Origin of the sequence: Synechococcus sp. R5-13 (genome assembly GCF_047462015.1) — a bacterium.
In the GTDB taxonomy this organism is placed as follows: domain Bacteria; phylum Cyanobacteriota; class Cyanobacteriia; order Thermostichales; family Thermostichaceae; genus Thermostichus.
This window is the reverse complement of the sequence record NZ_JANSIL010000079.1, coordinates 1-13,098: the sequence shown is the minus strand read 5'-3', so window position 1 is coordinate 13,098 and position 13,098 is coordinate 1. Positions and strand designations below refer to the sequence as shown.

Here is a 13,098-nt window from a genome sequence, read left to right as displayed (position 1 = left end):
GGAGCTAGTTGCCATTCTGGCAGCTGCCGAGGCCCCCGTTGCTGGGGGAAAACCGCAGCCTCAGTGGTGATGGTTGCGCACCCGCGCTGCTTCCTCAGGGCTAATGCCGAGGCGAGTGAGGTTGATACGGCCTTTGTGATCGATGCTGCGCACCTTGACCACCACCTCATCTTCCACAGCCACCTCGTCTTCCACCCTGCCGACGCGGTACTCCGCCAGTTGCGAAATGTGGATCATGCCCTCTTTGCCGGGCAAAAACTCCACAAAAGCGCCGATGGGGATGATGCGGGTCACCTTGCCCAAATACACCTGCCCCTCTTCCACCCGCCGCACCAGATTTTCGATCATCGCCCGCGCCGCCTCCGCCTGGCCGCCCACCGAGGAAGACACGGTGATTGTGCCGTCGTCGCTGATGTCCACCTTGGCCCCTGTCGCTTCGGTGATGCCGCGCACGGTCTTGCCACCGGGGCCGATGATCTTGCCGATGTCCTCCGGATCCACCTTGAACGTGAGCAGACGAGGAGCCGTTTTGGCCAACTGGGGTCGAGGCGCAGCAATCGTCTCCAGCATCTTGTCGAGGATGAACTCGCGTCCGGCCTTGGCTTGCCGGATGGCCTGTTCCACCACGTCAACGGTGATGCCGGTGATTTTCATGTCCATTTGCAGAGCGGTGATCCCCGCCCGCGTACCGGCCACCTTGAAGTCCATGTCCCCCAGAAAGTCCTCGATCCCCTGGATGTCGGTGAGGATGCGCACCTCATCCCCCTCCTTAATAAGGCCCATGGCCACCCCGCTGACCGGCGCTTTGATCGGCACCCCAGCATCCATTAGGGAAAGAGTGGAGCCACAGACGGATCCCATCGAGGTGGAGCCGTTGGAGGAGAGCACTTCCGAGACCACCCTCACCACATAGGGAAACTCCTCTTCCTTGGGCAGCACCGGCACCAAGGCCCGCTCCGCCAGCGCCCCATGACCGATCTCCCGCCGCCCCGGGGAGCGTGAAGGCCGCGTTTCTCCCACTGAAAAGCCCGGAAAATTGTAGTGGTGCATGTAGCGCTTCTCATCCACCGGGTGCAAGTCGTCCAGCTCCTGGGCATCGCCGGGGGTGCCGAGGGTGGTAATGGAAAGGACTTGGGTGAGGCCGCGATTGAACAGGGCACTGCCGTGCACCCTTGGGATCAAACCCACCCGGCAAGAGACCGGTCGCACCTCGTCCAGCTTGCGCCCATCCACCCGCACCCCCTCTTGCAGGATCTGCTGGCGCATCAGCTTCTTGAGCAGAGCCTTGAACTGGTTGTCCAACTCCTTGGGGTTTTCCAGAAGATAGAGCCGCAAGGGATCCCCCTCTGGCCGTTCCTGGATTTGGGCCTCCAGCTTGGCCTTGAGCTCCTCCAGTTGCTGTTCCCGGCTGGTCTTGTCCAAAAACTGCCTGAGGATGGAGCGAATGCCCTCCTGAGCCTGCTCTTCCACAAAAGCAATCAGCTCCTCGTTTTTGGGGGGAGGGGGCAGCTCTACCGGGGTGATGTTGAGATCCGCCAGGACTTGCTGTTGGGCTTTGAGCAGCTCCTGGATGGCCTCAAAACCAAACTCGATGGCCTCCACCACATCCTTTTCCGGCAGTTGGTTGGCCCCGGCTTCCACCATGATCACGCCATCGGCACAGCCGGCCACCACCAAATCCAGATCGCCCGCCTCAATTTCGGCATAGGTGGGGTTGAGGATAAATTCATCCTTGACCAAGCCCACCCGCACCGCCGCCACCGGGCCGTTGAAGGGGATGCGAGCACCGTGAATGGCCAACGAGGCTCCCAAAATACACAACACATCGGGCGGCACCGTATCATCTACAGAGAGGGTGGTGGCCACCACCTGCACATCATCCCGCAGCCATTCCGGGAACAACGGACGAATGGGTCGGTCTATTAAGCGAGAGATCAAAGTGGCCCGTTCCGGTGGCCGGCCTTCTCGCCGCAGATATCCCCCTGGGATCCGCCCCGCTGCGTAGAGGCGCTCTTCGTAATCGACCAACAAGGGCATAAAATCAACGCCAGGCCGGCCTGGCTGCCGTGTGGCGGTAACCAAAATCGAGGTTTCGCCCGAAGTCAGCCAAACCCCACACCCTGCCTGGGGGGCCATCAGCCCAATATTGATGTCAATTTCCCGCCCATAAAAGGAAATCGACCGAGTGTATTCTGCCATGTAACGCTTCGCCTTCTTTTTTTCTTGCCGCTATCGTAGCATTCTCCTTTTGCTCCTTTTCAGCCCCCGCTGACCGGAGGGATCAGAACGACTTCGTCTCCCGCCGATAGGGGAGTGTCGGCAGCTACAAAATTGAGGTTGAGACCGAAGCGCGTTTGGGAGCGCCAAGGAGCCAAGCTGGGGTAGCGCTGGATCAGTTGATCGCACAGTTGCCCGACGGTGGTACCAGGGCTCACCTGCAGGCACATCTCGGTTTGTCCGATTACTTCTTGATAGACGGCAAAGAGCTTCAGCGTGATGGGAAAAAGCTCATCGGAGGGCAAATTTTGGGCAGCAGCCATCGGTAGCGCTCCCACCTGCTTTGGACGGTCTTGTAAACCATCTTGGGCAAGCTTGGGCCTGGCCGTCCACCAGAATCCTCTGCCCATCTCCTACTCATCAGGGATCCCTACAGCCACAGAAAAATCGGCTCCGGGGAAAAGATGCCGTCTTTCAGATTCCAGTGAACTGTTCTTCTGGCTCTGGCCGGGGATTCGTGGCAAGGCTAGGGTAGGTCAAAAGCTTGCTTTGCAGTTTGCAGCCAACCGGTTTCTGTGCTGATGCTAGAGCCACTGACCCCCTCCCAAATCAGGGCCTACTTGGATCGGATCGGCTACGTTGGCTCCACCCAGTCCACCCTGCAAACCCTCCGCCAGATCCACCGAGCCCACCTGCTGAGGGTGCCGTTTGAAAATCTGGACATTCATCGGGGTCGCGCCATTTGCCTGGAGCGGGATCCCCTGTTTCACAAGATTGTCCGGGAGCGGCGGGGTGGGTTTTGCTTCGAGCTGAACAGCCTGCTGGCCGCTGCCTTGCAGGGAATGGGGTTTTCGGTACACCTGCTCTCAGGACAGGTGAGCCGCGCCGTTCGCGCTACTCCGACGGAGTCCGATGTCCGCTTTGGACCTGAGTGCGACCACTTGGCTGTGCAGGTGAACATCGGCGATGAAGCCTGGCTGGCAGATGTGGGGTATGGGGAGGCCTTTCGCGAGCCGTTGCGGCTGGGGGATCCCGGGATTCAAGCCCAGGCTGAAGGACGCTACCGCCTCACCCCTTGGCCAGGGGATCCCACTGCTTGCCGTTATTGGCTCGTTCAGCAGGAACAGCCGGATCGCACCTGGAAAACTCTATTTCTTCTGGATCGGATCCCACGCTCCCTGCAGGAGTTCGAGCCCATGTGCCACTTTCACCAAACTTCGCCAGAATCGATGTTTACCCGGCTGCGCCTTTGCACCCTGGCCACTCCGACCGGACGGGTCACCCTCACCGCCCGCGCCAATGGCTCTTTTAAGTGGATCGAGACCACCCCAGAAGGCCGCTGGGAACACCCTCTCAGGGATGAGAAAGAGTATGAACAACTGCTCGCCTGCGCCTTCGGGATCCACCTTTCTCCATCTCCTTCTGCCGCCGAGGAACGCAGGGAAAACAAGCCAAATGGCAATTTAACAGAGCCCACCCCAATCTCCCCCGAGCCAGGTTAGAACCCCTGCCAGTTAATGTCAAAATAGTAAGGCAATGTTTCGTTATCTCAGTAACCGTTATGGATGCTGCCGCGGTCGCTGCGTTTGATGGCCAAGCTTTGGATCATGTACTCATTTTCGACACCACCCTGCGAGACGGGGAGCAGTGCCCCGGCGCCACCCTCAACACCGAAGAAAAGCTGGCCATTGCCCGGCAGTTGGCCCGGCTGGGCGTCGATATCATCGAAGCGGGATTTGCCTATGCCAGCCCTGGTGACTTTGAGGCCGTGCAGAAGGTGGCCGAGCAGGTGGGAACCCCCGATGGCCCTGTGATTTGCAGCCTGGCCCGTGCCCTAAAGCCGGACATTGAGGCCGCCGCCGCCGCCCTGAAGCCTGCTGCCAAGCCCCGCATCCACACCTTCATCTCCACCTCAGACATTCACTTGAAGTATCAGTTGCGCAAAACCCGCGCCGAAGTGCTGCAAATTGCCGAAGAGATGGTGGCCTACGCCAAGTCCTTCGTGGAGGATGTGGAGTTTTCCATGATGGATGCCACCCGCTCTGACCCAGAGTTCCTATACCAGGTCATCGAGGCGGCCATTCGGGCGGGGGCCAAAACCATCAACATCCCCGATACCGTCGGCTACGTCATGCCGGAGGAGTTCGGCCAACTGATCAAGGGCATCCGCGAGAACGTGCCCAACATCAAGCAAGCGATCCTTTCTGTGCACGGCCACGACGATCTGGGCGTCTCGGTGGCCAACTTCTTGGAAGCGATTAAGCAGGGCGCCCGTCAGGTGGAAGTGACGGTCAACGGCATTGGTGAGCGGGCCGGCAACACAGCCCTGGAAGAGTTGGTGATGGCCCTGCATGTGCGGCGCAGCTACTTCAACCCCTACTTCGGCCTGCCGGTGGACTCCGAGAAGCCCCTCACCCACATCAAAACTCAGGAGATCTATCGCACCTCGCGCCTCGTCTCCAACCTCACTGGCATGTTGGTGCAGCCCAACAAGGCTATCGTCGGCTCCAACGCCTTTGCCCACGAATCTGGCATCCACCAGGACGGCATGTTGAAGAACCGCCAGACCTATGAGATCATGGATGCCCAGACCATCGGCCTGCAATCGAGCACCTTGGTGTTGGGCAAGCACTCGGGCCGCAACGCCTTTCGCACCCGCCTCAAAGAACTGGGGTTCGAGCTGTCGGAGCAGGATCTGAACAAGGCCTTCTTGCGCTTCAAAGAGCTGGCTGACAAGAAAAAAGAAATCTCCGACCTGGATCTGGAAGCGATTGTTAACGACGAAACTCGCCCGGTGCCCGAACTCTACCGCCTGGAGCATGTCCAAGTGGTGTGTGGCAATCGAGAGGCTCCCACTGCCACGGTGCGCCTGGTAACCCCGGAAGGGGAAGAGCGGGTGGACGCTGCCGTGGGCACAGGCCCGGTGGATGCGGTGTACAAGGCCATCAACCGCATTGTCAATATCCCCAACAAGTTAATCGAGTTTTCTGTCCAATCGGTTACTGCCGGCATCGACGCCATTGGGGAAGTCACCATCCGCCTGCGCCACGAAGACCGCATCTTTTCCGGCCATGCCGCCAACACCGACATCATCGTCGCTTCGGCCCAAGCCTACATGAATGCCCTCAACAAGCTCTACTCTGCGCTGCACGCGGCACGCTCGACGGCTGACCAGCGCGAGGCTGCTGCCCAGAAGATCTGAGGGAAGGGTTAGGGAATCCCAGTCGTTTCCAACAAAGCTGGGATCCTTCGCTGCTGACCCTCACCCCCAGCCCCTCTCCTCTTGGGGAAGAAGGGAGCCCACGCTCAACCTAACCCTGTTGCAAATGACCCTATGGGCTGGCCGAAGGGATCCCATCCGCAAACACCCGCCCGATCACTTCCTCAATGGGCGGGTCGGTTACCGTTAGATCCAGCACATCCAGCTCTGCCAAGAGCTTGGCCACCGTTTGGGTGAGCTGCTCCCGCTGCACCCACAGCCGCGCCTCACAGCTGCCCGGATCCCCGTCCGTGCGCACCTCTCCATAGAGCTGCAGTTGGGCAACAGGGCAAGGGCGAGCCAATTTCAACCTCACCTCTCGGTAGGGGGCAAAGCGCTCCAGCAATGCCTCGAGGTCGCCATCGTACATGAGCTGCCCCGCGTTGATGACCAGCACCCGTTGGCACAGCGCAGTAATATCGGCCATGTAATGGCTGGTCAACAGCACCGTTGCTCCATAGCGGCGGTTGTAATCCCGCAGAAATTGCCGCACGCCGGCCTGGGCGTTGACATCCAACCCCAAGGTGGGCTCGTCCAAAAACAAGATCTGCGGGCGGTGCAACAGAGCCGCCAACAGCTCCGCCTTCATCCGCTCCCCCAAGGAAAGCTTGCGCACTGGTTGCTTCAGCTTGCTTTCTAGGTCGAGCAGCTCCGCCAGCTCCCCCACCCGCTCCCGAAACTCCTTCTCAGGGATCTCGTAAACGGCAGCGTTGATGCGCAAAGAGTCCATTGCCGGCAGATCCCAGATGAGCTGCTGCTTCTGCCCCATCACCAGGGTGATCTGCCGCAAAAACGCCGGCTCCCGGCGGTAAGGCACATGACCCACCACTTGCACCGTGCCGCCGGACGGATAGATCAAACCAGTCAACATCTTGAGGGTAGTGGTCTTGCCCGCCCCGTTGGGCCCCAAAAATCCCACCATCTCCCCCGGCTGAACTTGAAAGCTCACGGACTGCACTGCCGGGATGTGGCGATAGGTGCGGCGAAAAAAGTGGCGCAGGGTGCCAACCACTCCGGGATCCTTGACGGCCACCGGGTAAACCTTGCTCAGGTTGTGGGCAGCGATGATTGGCTCCAACCGGGTCGGCACATCAGGCAACATCTACCCCCACCCCTACAAAACGGCCAGATCCGCTACTCCAACCCCAAGAACAGAGCTTCCAGAGCTGGGCATACCGGATCTGCAGAGGGCTATTTCTCAGTATCCGAGGGAAAGCAACGAACGAATAGGGGAACTACAGCAGTCCTACGTCCATCCCAGGCTTACCCGTGGCCAGCTCCACCTTCAGGATGCGGCCACCCGATTTCTGGATGCGCTGCTGTTCCCGAAACCAGTTCTCATAGGGCACCAGCTTGGTGAAGTAGGTATTTTGCAGCTCCCGCTGGGTGCGAATTCGGGTTTGGCTGGGCACACAGGCCGTGATCTTGAACATGCGCATGATATGGGATCCCCGCTCAACAACAAAATGGGCTATCTTGACCAGCAAAACAGGCGACTCACCCCAGAAAGCTCGCGTACTTCAGCTAGCACACCAGATCCCTGTGGCAAATCGCCCGCCGTGCTCGTTGAAGAATGCACCTCCCCTGAGGCAATGACGCCGGGAGTTAGCTCAGGCCAGAGCAGATGTAATCGAAGTACACCCCCATTTCCTTGCCGGCCTCAGCACCCACCAGAGCGGCAGTTACCTCTTTCATGGCTTGGATGGCCTGGATGGTTGCCCCAATGGGCACTCCCAGGGAATTGTAGGTCTCCTTGAGCCCGTTCAGCACCCGCTCGTCCAGAATGGAGGGATCCCCGGCCAGCATGGCGTAGGTGGCGTAGCGCAGGTAGTAGTCCATGTCGCGGATGCAGGCAGCATAGCGACGGGTGGTGTACATGTTGCCGCCAGGACGGGTGAGATCAGAGTACAGCAACGCCTTGGCAGCAGCATCCTTGACGATGGTGGAGGCATTGGCCGCGATGGTGGCAGCCGCCCGCACCCGCAGCTCGCCCGTGGCGAAGAAGGCTTTCAACTTCTCCATGGCCGAGCTGTCCAGATACTTGCCTTGAACATCGTAGCTGTTGATTACAGCAGTAATTGCGTCTTGCATGATGAGCTTCCTAAATCCAAATCGACGAACAGCAAAGGGTTGTGCGGCAAAAACAATGAGGGATTAGCTCATTGCCCCCACCACAAAGTCGAAGTAGTAGCCGGCTTCAGCCGCATCGTCAGGAGAGAGCAGACCCATGGCCACCTGCTTCATTTGACGAATGCTCTCGGCCACCGCCGGAATGGGTGTGCCCAAAGAGTTGTACATCTCGCGAACACCCACCAGGCCGATCTCTTCGATTGGGGTGACATCGCCGGCAATGACACCATAGGTGATCAGGCGCAGGTAGTAGTCCATATCCCGCAGGCAAGTCGCCGTCATCTCTTCCCCGTAGGCATTGCCCCCCGGAGAGACAATGTCAGGGCGCTTCTGGAAGAGCTGGTCGGCAGCTTGTTTGACGATGCGCTCACGAGACTCGGTTAAGACTTGAGCAATGCGCAACCGCTTCTCACCCGAGGCAACAAAGGACTTGATCCGATCCAGTTCCCCCGGGCTGAGGTAGCGGGCCTCCGCGTCCGCGTTCACAATCGATTTCGTAACAACACTCATGGATATCCATCCTCAAGTCGATTTTTTAAAGAGTATGACGAGCATACCCGCAAGTTATTTTCCGATATGCTTGCCGTCTGCCATCTCAGATCTTCACACTTCTTAAAATCTCTCCCAGAAAAGGGACAGTCCCATTCCCGCCCCGACAGGGCAGTTCCCTCCCCAAAGTCCGGCAAGAGAGGGGCTACAATCTCACTTAGACTCACTTAGAATGAAGGCTGAGTCGCCAGGGGATCCCTGCAGGCTTGGTTTAAGACATGCGTTGAGGTTGCGATGACGGATGCCTCTGGGTCAGAACGATTGAAGCGAGCGAAAGGTATTTCTGAGGGTACGCCCTCATCTCTGCCGGATCACCTCATCCGGGCCACGGCGGCAGAAGGCAAAATCCGAGTGGTGGGCTTGGTGGCCACCCAGGCGGTACAAGAGGCAAGGGAGCGGCACAAGCTCTCCTATGTGGCGACAGTGGCCTTGGGGCGGGCCATGAGCGCAGCCCTGTTGCTGGCGGCCAACTTGAAGCGACGCCAGGCGCGGATTAACCTGCAACTGAAAGGGAATGGCCCCTTGGGCAACATCTGGGTGGATGCCGGCTTGGATGGCACGGTACGCGGGTATGTGAGCAACCCCGCCATTGAGCTTCCTCTCACTGCCGAGAGCAAGTTGGATGTGGGCCAAGCCGTTGGGCGCTATGGCTACCTCCATGTGCTGCGGGATCTGGGGTACGGCCAGCCCTACACCAGCGCGGTGGAGCTGGTTTCGGGAGAGGTGGGAGACGATATCACCTACTACCTCTCCTCCTCAGAGCAGATTCCCTCGGCAGTCCTTCTGGGGGTAAACCTTGACTCGCAGCGGGTACGTGCCGCCGGTGGGGTGTTGTTGCAACTGATGCCAGGGGCGCCGGCCAGTCTGATCCCAGAGATGGAAGCCCGTTTGGCCAAAGTGGAAGAATTTAGCCCGATGTTGGCTGGTGGCGGCGGCTTGCGGGAGCTGTTGCAAATCTGCCTGGGCGACTTGGATCTGAAAATTGCGCCGGAAATGCGCACCATCCGCTTCTACTGCAAGTGCAATTCCGACCGGGTGAAGGGGGCTCTGCGCATGCTGGGGCGGGACGAGTTGCTCGATATGATCCACACCGACAAGGGGGCAGAAGCGGTTTGCCAATTCTGCAACGAGGTCTACCGCATCTCGGAAGACGAGCTGCGCTCGATTGTGGCGGAGATGTCGGCCACCCCCTGATGGCACAATGATGGCCAACTACGGGATCCCGATTCTGACACCTCTCGATGTTGTCTGAGCCCCCGGTTGAGTTGGTTGAATTATCGGTTGTTGTCCCCTGCAAAAATGAGGCGGACAACCTGGAACACCTGTTTGAGCGTCTGCGGCAGACCTTGGATCCTTTAGGGATTCCCTACGAGATCATTTGTGTCAACGATGGCAGCCAAGACGACACACTGGAAAAGCTGATCGCCTTTCACCATCAGGATCCCCGTATCAAAGTGGTGAACCTTTCCCGGTGTTTTGGCAAGGAGATCGCCCTTACTGCCGGCCTCGATCACGCCTCTGGTCGAGCTGTTGTTCCCATCGATGCCGACTTGCAAGATCCGCCGGAGCTGATCCCGGAGATGCTGCAGCAGTGGCGGCAGGGCTATCAGGTGGTTTATGCGGTGCGCCGCAGCCGCCGCGGGGAGAGCTGGCTAAAACGCTTTACAGCCAACGGCTTCTATTGGTTGATTGATCAACTCAGCCAGGTGCGGATCCCGCGCAATACGGGGGATTTTCGACTGCTGGATCGGCAGGTGGTGGAGGCAGTTAAACAGCTGCGAGAGCGCACCCGCTTTATGAAAGGGATCTTTGCCTGGGTGGGCTACCGGCAAACGGCCATTTTTTACGATCGCGCCCCCCGCTTTCGCGGCAAAACCCAGTGGAACTACTGGCGGCTGTGGAACCTAGCCATAGAAGGCATCACCTCTTTTAGCTCTTGGCCGTTGCGGGTGTGGAGCTACATAGGGTTGGCGATCTCGGTTCCAGCCTTTTTGTATGGCCTTTTTCTCATCATCCGCACCTTGCTCTTTGGCTCCGATGTACCTGGCTATGCCTCTTTAGCGGTGATGATCTTGTTTTTGGGCGGGATCCAGCTGATCAGCTTGGGCGTGATTGGCGAGTATTTAGGCCGCGTTTTTGAAGAAGTGAAAGGCCGCCCCCTCTACCTGGTCGATGGCACCTTTGGGTTTGAGACCCCACGACCTTCCCCTGCCCTAGATTCAGTACCTACGCAAAAGCTAGGATGAAAAGTCATCTTTCAGAGTTTTGGATCCCGAGGCAACATAACTTTGGTACTCGCGTATAAAGATATCTTTCATCTCTTCTGGAGATAGCTGGATCCCTTGGATTTTGGCGCGGGCGATGGCCTTCATCAGCTCGATATAGGCCAGGCCCAGAGAGAGAGTGAGGGTGGCTGCCGTAGTGGATTGGATAGCGCTGCCTACAATCCCCGGGCCGGGAATCATCTTCAGCAAGTTGGACACAATCGTTCGCCCGATTGCTGTTGTAATTGTAGTGCCTGCCAAAGCGGCTATCAAAGAGTAGTAAAAAGAAGGGGAAGCCTCGAAGCCAAAAATAAAGCTGATATTGGCAATCATGCCTGCTTGGGCTGTAACCAACAGAGGGGCATCTGCAAAGGGAAGGGGCACTGCCCCGATAAACGCTGCACTGGCCACATAGCCTGATACGTACTTAAAGGCAGCCTCGGCTTTGAGATCCACCCGCAGCAATTGCTGGCGGATAAAGGCAAGGCGAGCCACTTCCGGCAAAAGCTCTAGCGTGCAGCCAATTAGGTGCTCCAGCCCGTGGGCAGGAATGGTAATTTGCCGGTTAATCGCCTTGTTGCGGGCCAAAACGGGAACAATGTAGCGGACAGGCAAATTTTGATGCTGCAAATACCGGAAAAACTCGCTCTCTTCAGGATTGGGATATTCCAAGCATTGGGTTAAGACCAAGATGACGGGAACGTCTTTGAGTTCCAACTCCTTTAGCCATTTGCGTTCAACTTCCTCCAACCGCTTCAGTTCGTGGTGGAGGCAGTACCAAACAACATGGATGTGATGTTCAGGATCCTTAAAGCGCAGCTCCTCGATAAGCTGGGAAACCTCCAGGCGAACTTGCTGATTCTGTTCACCGTCTAGTTCCATGCCAGGTGTATCGTAGATGGTGATTGGGCAACCTGGCTTGGAATACTGACGAATGTGGCGGGTGACGGGGCTGCCAACACCGGTACGGGCCAGCTCATCTCTAAACACTGCATTGACCAAGGTGCTCTTGCCCACCCCGCTTTTGCCAATGACCAGGATGTTGCAGTGGCCCAACTCTGTCTGCGCCTCTAGGAGGTCCTTCTGTAGTATCTGAGACACCGAATTCCAGAAAGACTTAAAGGCTTCTGGCTTCTCGAGAGATTCAGAAGCTTCTGGGATGCCTCGGGCACGGTCAACAATTTGGCGGGTTAGGTCAGTCAGTTTCTCTAAGAAGGATGGGCTTTTCTGAGACATGCTTCTTGCTTCTTCCCCTAAGGCCGATAGCCCCACAAAGGTAGTTCAGGGCGGATCCTACTGCCAAGTTTCTTCCGATACCGGAGACTGACCTAGCCAAGAGCCAATCTGTCTGCGCCCTGATCCCACTCCAAAGGGATCTGCAACAACGGGCTTATTGAGAGTTATTCACAAGAGCCATTTTCTGCACTATGCTAGATTTGGAGATAAACACCCAAGGATCCCAGGCCCGCTATGGCGGGCAGTTTAGGATTCGCAGCTCCTCTTAACTTGTGCTGGAGAATTTTATGTCCGAAACTTCAACCCTGCGCCAGTCTTTCAACAGCGTGCGCGACAATCCTGTCTTGCTTGGCACTGAGATAACCCAGCCGGTTTGCGAGGGGATGAACGCCCTGCTGGCCAGCTTCCAGGGGCTGTACTTGCAGTACCAGAAGCATCACTTCGTGGTGGAGGGCACCGAGTTTTATCCGCTGCACCAGCTTTTCAAAGATCATTACGAGCAGGCGAGGGAGCATGTCCACGACCTGGGAGAACGCCTAGAAGGGCTGGGAGGTGTGCCGGTAGCCAGCTTTGCCACCTTGGCCCAGCTTTGCTGCTTTACCCCTGAGCCGGATGGAGCTTTTGGGGCGCGGCAAATGTTAATGAACGACCTGGCGGCAGAGCAGGCCATCATCGATCTGCTGCGGCGGCAGGCAGCCCAGGCGGAGAGCCTTGGGGATCGGGCCACCCGCTACCTCTACGAGCAAATCCTGTTGAAGACAGAGGATCGCGCTTTCCATCTCCATCACTTCCTGGCCAACGACAGCCTGGTGTTCGGCTTGATGAACGGCAGAGCCTAGCCAGAAGGTCCACAGGTGGGCTTGAGCCTGCCTAGCTTCCGGCCTCTGGCTTTTTTTTGAAAGGCTATTGAGAATTTGTTTCATCTCTTCACTATTCTTTACTCTGAGGTGCTGATCCCGGCCATGAACCCCGCCTTTCTGGACTCTGAGCGCGGTTATCTTTTGGATATTCCTCTGGGCGAGCGCTGGCGCATCGGTCGGCGGTTAGTGGAATTGGGGATCCCGGCGATTTGTACAGGAGATGGTCGTCTGCGGGTGGAGGTGAGTACTCCATTGGCTGTTCTACAGGTGCGCAGTGTGATCCGTCAGCACACAGCGCGGCGACAGGAGTTATTGGATGGCCTAGAGGTTTGTTGGCAGCTCAACACGGAGGCTGGGGGTCAAGATGAGCAAGTTCCCTAAGCAAGGAATCCCGTTTGAGTCGGAGGGCCAGTTTTTGGGATTTCTTCCCGATAAAGACGGCAAGCTCAAGTACCTGCGTTGGCAAGCCGGAGCGGACGTTTTTTCCGGCAAGATCCCCAAGCCCCTGCGTTCTGCCCTTTACCGCACCCTCAAACCTGGCGATGCGGTGCAGATCTCGGGGGAGCGAGAAGTGGATCTGCAC

General features: G+C 57.8%; 13 protein-coding genes and 1 pseudogene. 7 read left to right on the top strand and 7 right to left on the bottom strand.

Features of this window, described 5'->3' with window-relative positions:
* Positions 1-60: 60 nt before the first annotated feature.
* On the bottom strand, positions 61-2,199 hold the full coding sequence (locus tag NW840_RS06530) for a polyribonucleotide nucleotidyltransferase (RefSeq protein WP_011433060.1): 2,139 nt from the start codon (positions 2,197-2,199) through the stop codon (positions 61-63).
* 59 nt (positions 2,200-2,258) lie between these two features.
* Positions 2,259-2,540, bottom strand: a complete 282-nt coding sequence (locus NW840_RS06525) for a MoaD/ThiS family protein (protein ID WP_414343214.1) — start codon at positions 2,538-2,540, stop codon at positions 2,259-2,261.
* A gap of 258 nt (positions 2,541-2,798) precedes the next feature.
* On the opposite strand from NW840_RS06525, the gene NW840_RS06520 reads away from it, so the two are divergent.
* Both NW840_RS06520 and NW840_RS06515 read left to right on the top strand, forming a co-directional pair.
* Positions 2,799-3,719 carry an arylamine N-acetyltransferase family protein gene (locus NW840_RS06520; protein WP_414343211.1) on the top strand — a complete coding sequence of 307 codons (921 nt, stop codon included), beginning with the start codon at positions 2,799-2,801 and terminating at the stop codon, positions 3,717-3,719.
* 59 nt (positions 3,720-3,778) lie between these two features.
* A complete protein-coding gene (locus tag NW840_RS06515) occupies positions 3,779-5,419 on the top strand; it encodes a 2-isopropylmalate synthase (RefSeq protein ID WP_414343208.1) in 1,641 nt (546 codons plus the stop codon).
* Between the two features lie 130 nt (positions 5,420-5,549).
* On the opposite strand, the gene NW840_RS06510 is transcribed toward NW840_RS06515, so the two are convergent.
* From NW840_RS06510 to NW840_RS06495, 4 genes are all read right to left on the bottom strand, one after another.
* Positions 5,550-6,578, bottom strand: a complete 1,029-nt coding sequence (locus NW840_RS06510; protein WP_011433056.1) for an ATP-binding cassette domain-containing protein — start codon at positions 6,576-6,578, stop codon at positions 5,550-5,552.
* Between the two features lie 133 nt (positions 6,579-6,711).
* Positions 6,712-6,915, bottom strand: a complete 204-nt coding sequence (locus tag NW840_RS06505; RefSeq protein WP_011433055.1) for a phycobilisome linker polypeptide — start codon at positions 6,913-6,915, stop codon at positions 6,712-6,714.
* 166 nt (positions 6,916-7,081) lie between these two features.
* On the bottom strand, positions 7,082-7,567 hold the full coding sequence (gene apcB / locus NW840_RS06500; protein WP_011433054.1) for an allophycocyanin subunit beta: 486 nt from the start codon (positions 7,565-7,567) through the stop codon (positions 7,082-7,084).
* 63 nt (positions 7,568-7,630) lie between these two features.
* Positions 7,631-8,116 (bottom strand): allophycocyanin, encoded by a 486-nt coding sequence (locus NW840_RS06495; protein WP_414331342.1) that lies wholly within the window; start codon positions 8,114-8,116, stop codon positions 7,631-7,633.
* Positions 8,117-8,458: 342 nt separating this feature from the next.
* Between NW840_RS06495 and hslO the strand changes: the two genes are divergently transcribed.
* Complete coding sequence (hslO, locus tag NW840_RS06490; RefSeq protein ID WP_414328989.1) at positions 8,459-9,349, top strand: Hsp33 family molecular chaperone HslO; 891 nt, start codon at positions 8,459-8,461, stop codon at positions 9,347-9,349.
* 47 nt (positions 9,350-9,396) lie between these two features.
* Positions 9,397-10,401 (top strand): glycosyltransferase family 2 protein, encoded by a 1,005-nt coding sequence (locus NW840_RS06485; protein WP_414343206.1) that lies wholly within the window; start codon positions 9,397-9,399, stop codon positions 10,399-10,401.
* Here the strand turns inward: NW840_RS06485 and NW840_RS06480 are convergent.
* A complete protein-coding gene (locus NW840_RS06480) occupies positions 10,393-11,520 on the bottom strand; it encodes a YcjF family protein (RefSeq protein ID WP_414343203.1) in 1,128 nt (375 codons plus the stop codon). The genes NW840_RS06485 and NW840_RS06480 overlap by 9 nt on opposite strands.
* 422 nt (positions 11,521-11,942) lie before the next feature.
* Between NW840_RS06480 and NW840_RS06475 the strand changes: the two genes are divergently transcribed.
* The 3 genes and pseudogenes from NW840_RS06475 to NW840_RS06465 all read left to right on the top strand — a co-directional run.
* A complete protein-coding gene (locus NW840_RS06475) occupies positions 11,943-12,494 on the top strand; it encodes a Dps family protein (RefSeq protein WP_414343201.1) in 552 nt (183 codons plus the stop codon).
* A gap of 123 nt (positions 12,495-12,617) precedes the next feature.
* Positions 12,618-12,896 carry an Asr1405/Asl0597 family protein gene (locus NW840_RS06470; protein ID WP_414343199.1) on the top strand — a complete coding sequence of 93 codons (279 nt, stop codon included), beginning with the start codon at positions 12,618-12,620 and terminating at the stop codon, positions 12,894-12,896.
* Positions 12,880-13,098 (top strand): annotated as a pseudogene (locus tag NW840_RS06465) ((2Fe-2S) ferredoxin domain-containing protein); the annotation flags it as partial. The gene NW840_RS06470 and the pseudogene NW840_RS06465, both read left to right, overlap by 17 nt.

Excerpts from the sequence above, each read along its gene's own strand:
- NW840_RS06530 (WP_011433060.1), bottom strand. The coding sequence starts at position 2,199 with ATGGCAGAATACACTCGGTCGATTTCCTTTTATGGGCGGGAAATTGAC.
- NW840_RS06525 (WP_414343214.1), bottom strand. The coding sequence starts at position 2,540 with ATGGCTGCTGCCCAAAATTTGCCCTCCGATGAGCTTTTTCCCATCACG.
- NW840_RS06520 (WP_414343211.1), top strand. The coding sequence starts at position 2,799 with ATGCTAGAGCCACTGACCCCCTCCCAAATCAGGGCCTACTTGGATCGG.
- NW840_RS06515 (WP_414343208.1), top strand. The coding sequence starts at position 3,779 with ATGGATGCTGCCGCGGTCGCTGCGTTTGATGGCCAAGCTTTGGATCAT.
- NW840_RS06510 (WP_011433056.1), bottom strand. The coding sequence starts at position 6,578 with ATGTTGCCTGATGTGCCGACCCGGTTGGAGCCAATCATCGCTGCCCAC.
- NW840_RS06505 (WP_011433055.1), bottom strand. The coding sequence starts at position 6,915 with ATGCGCATGTTCAAGATCACGGCCTGTGTGCCCAGCCAAACCCGAATT.
- apcB (WP_011433054.1), bottom strand. The coding sequence starts at position 7,567 with ATGCAAGACGCAATTACTGCTGTAATCAACAGCTACGATGTTCAAGGC.
- NW840_RS06495 (WP_414331342.1), bottom strand. The coding sequence starts at position 8,116 with ATGAGTGTTGTTACGAAATCGATTGTGAACGCGGACGCGGAGGCCCGC.
- NW840_RS06485 (WP_414343206.1), top strand. The coding sequence starts at position 9,397 with ATGTTGTCTGAGCCCCCGGTTGAGTTGGTTGAATTATCGGTTGTTGTC.
- NW840_RS06475 (WP_414343201.1), top strand. The coding sequence starts at position 11,943 with ATGTCCGAAACTTCAACCCTGCGCCAGTCTTTCAACAGCGTGCGCGAC.
- NW840_RS06470 (WP_414343199.1), top strand. The coding sequence starts at position 12,618 with ATGAACCCCGCCTTTCTGGACTCTGAGCGCGGTTATCTTTTGGATATT.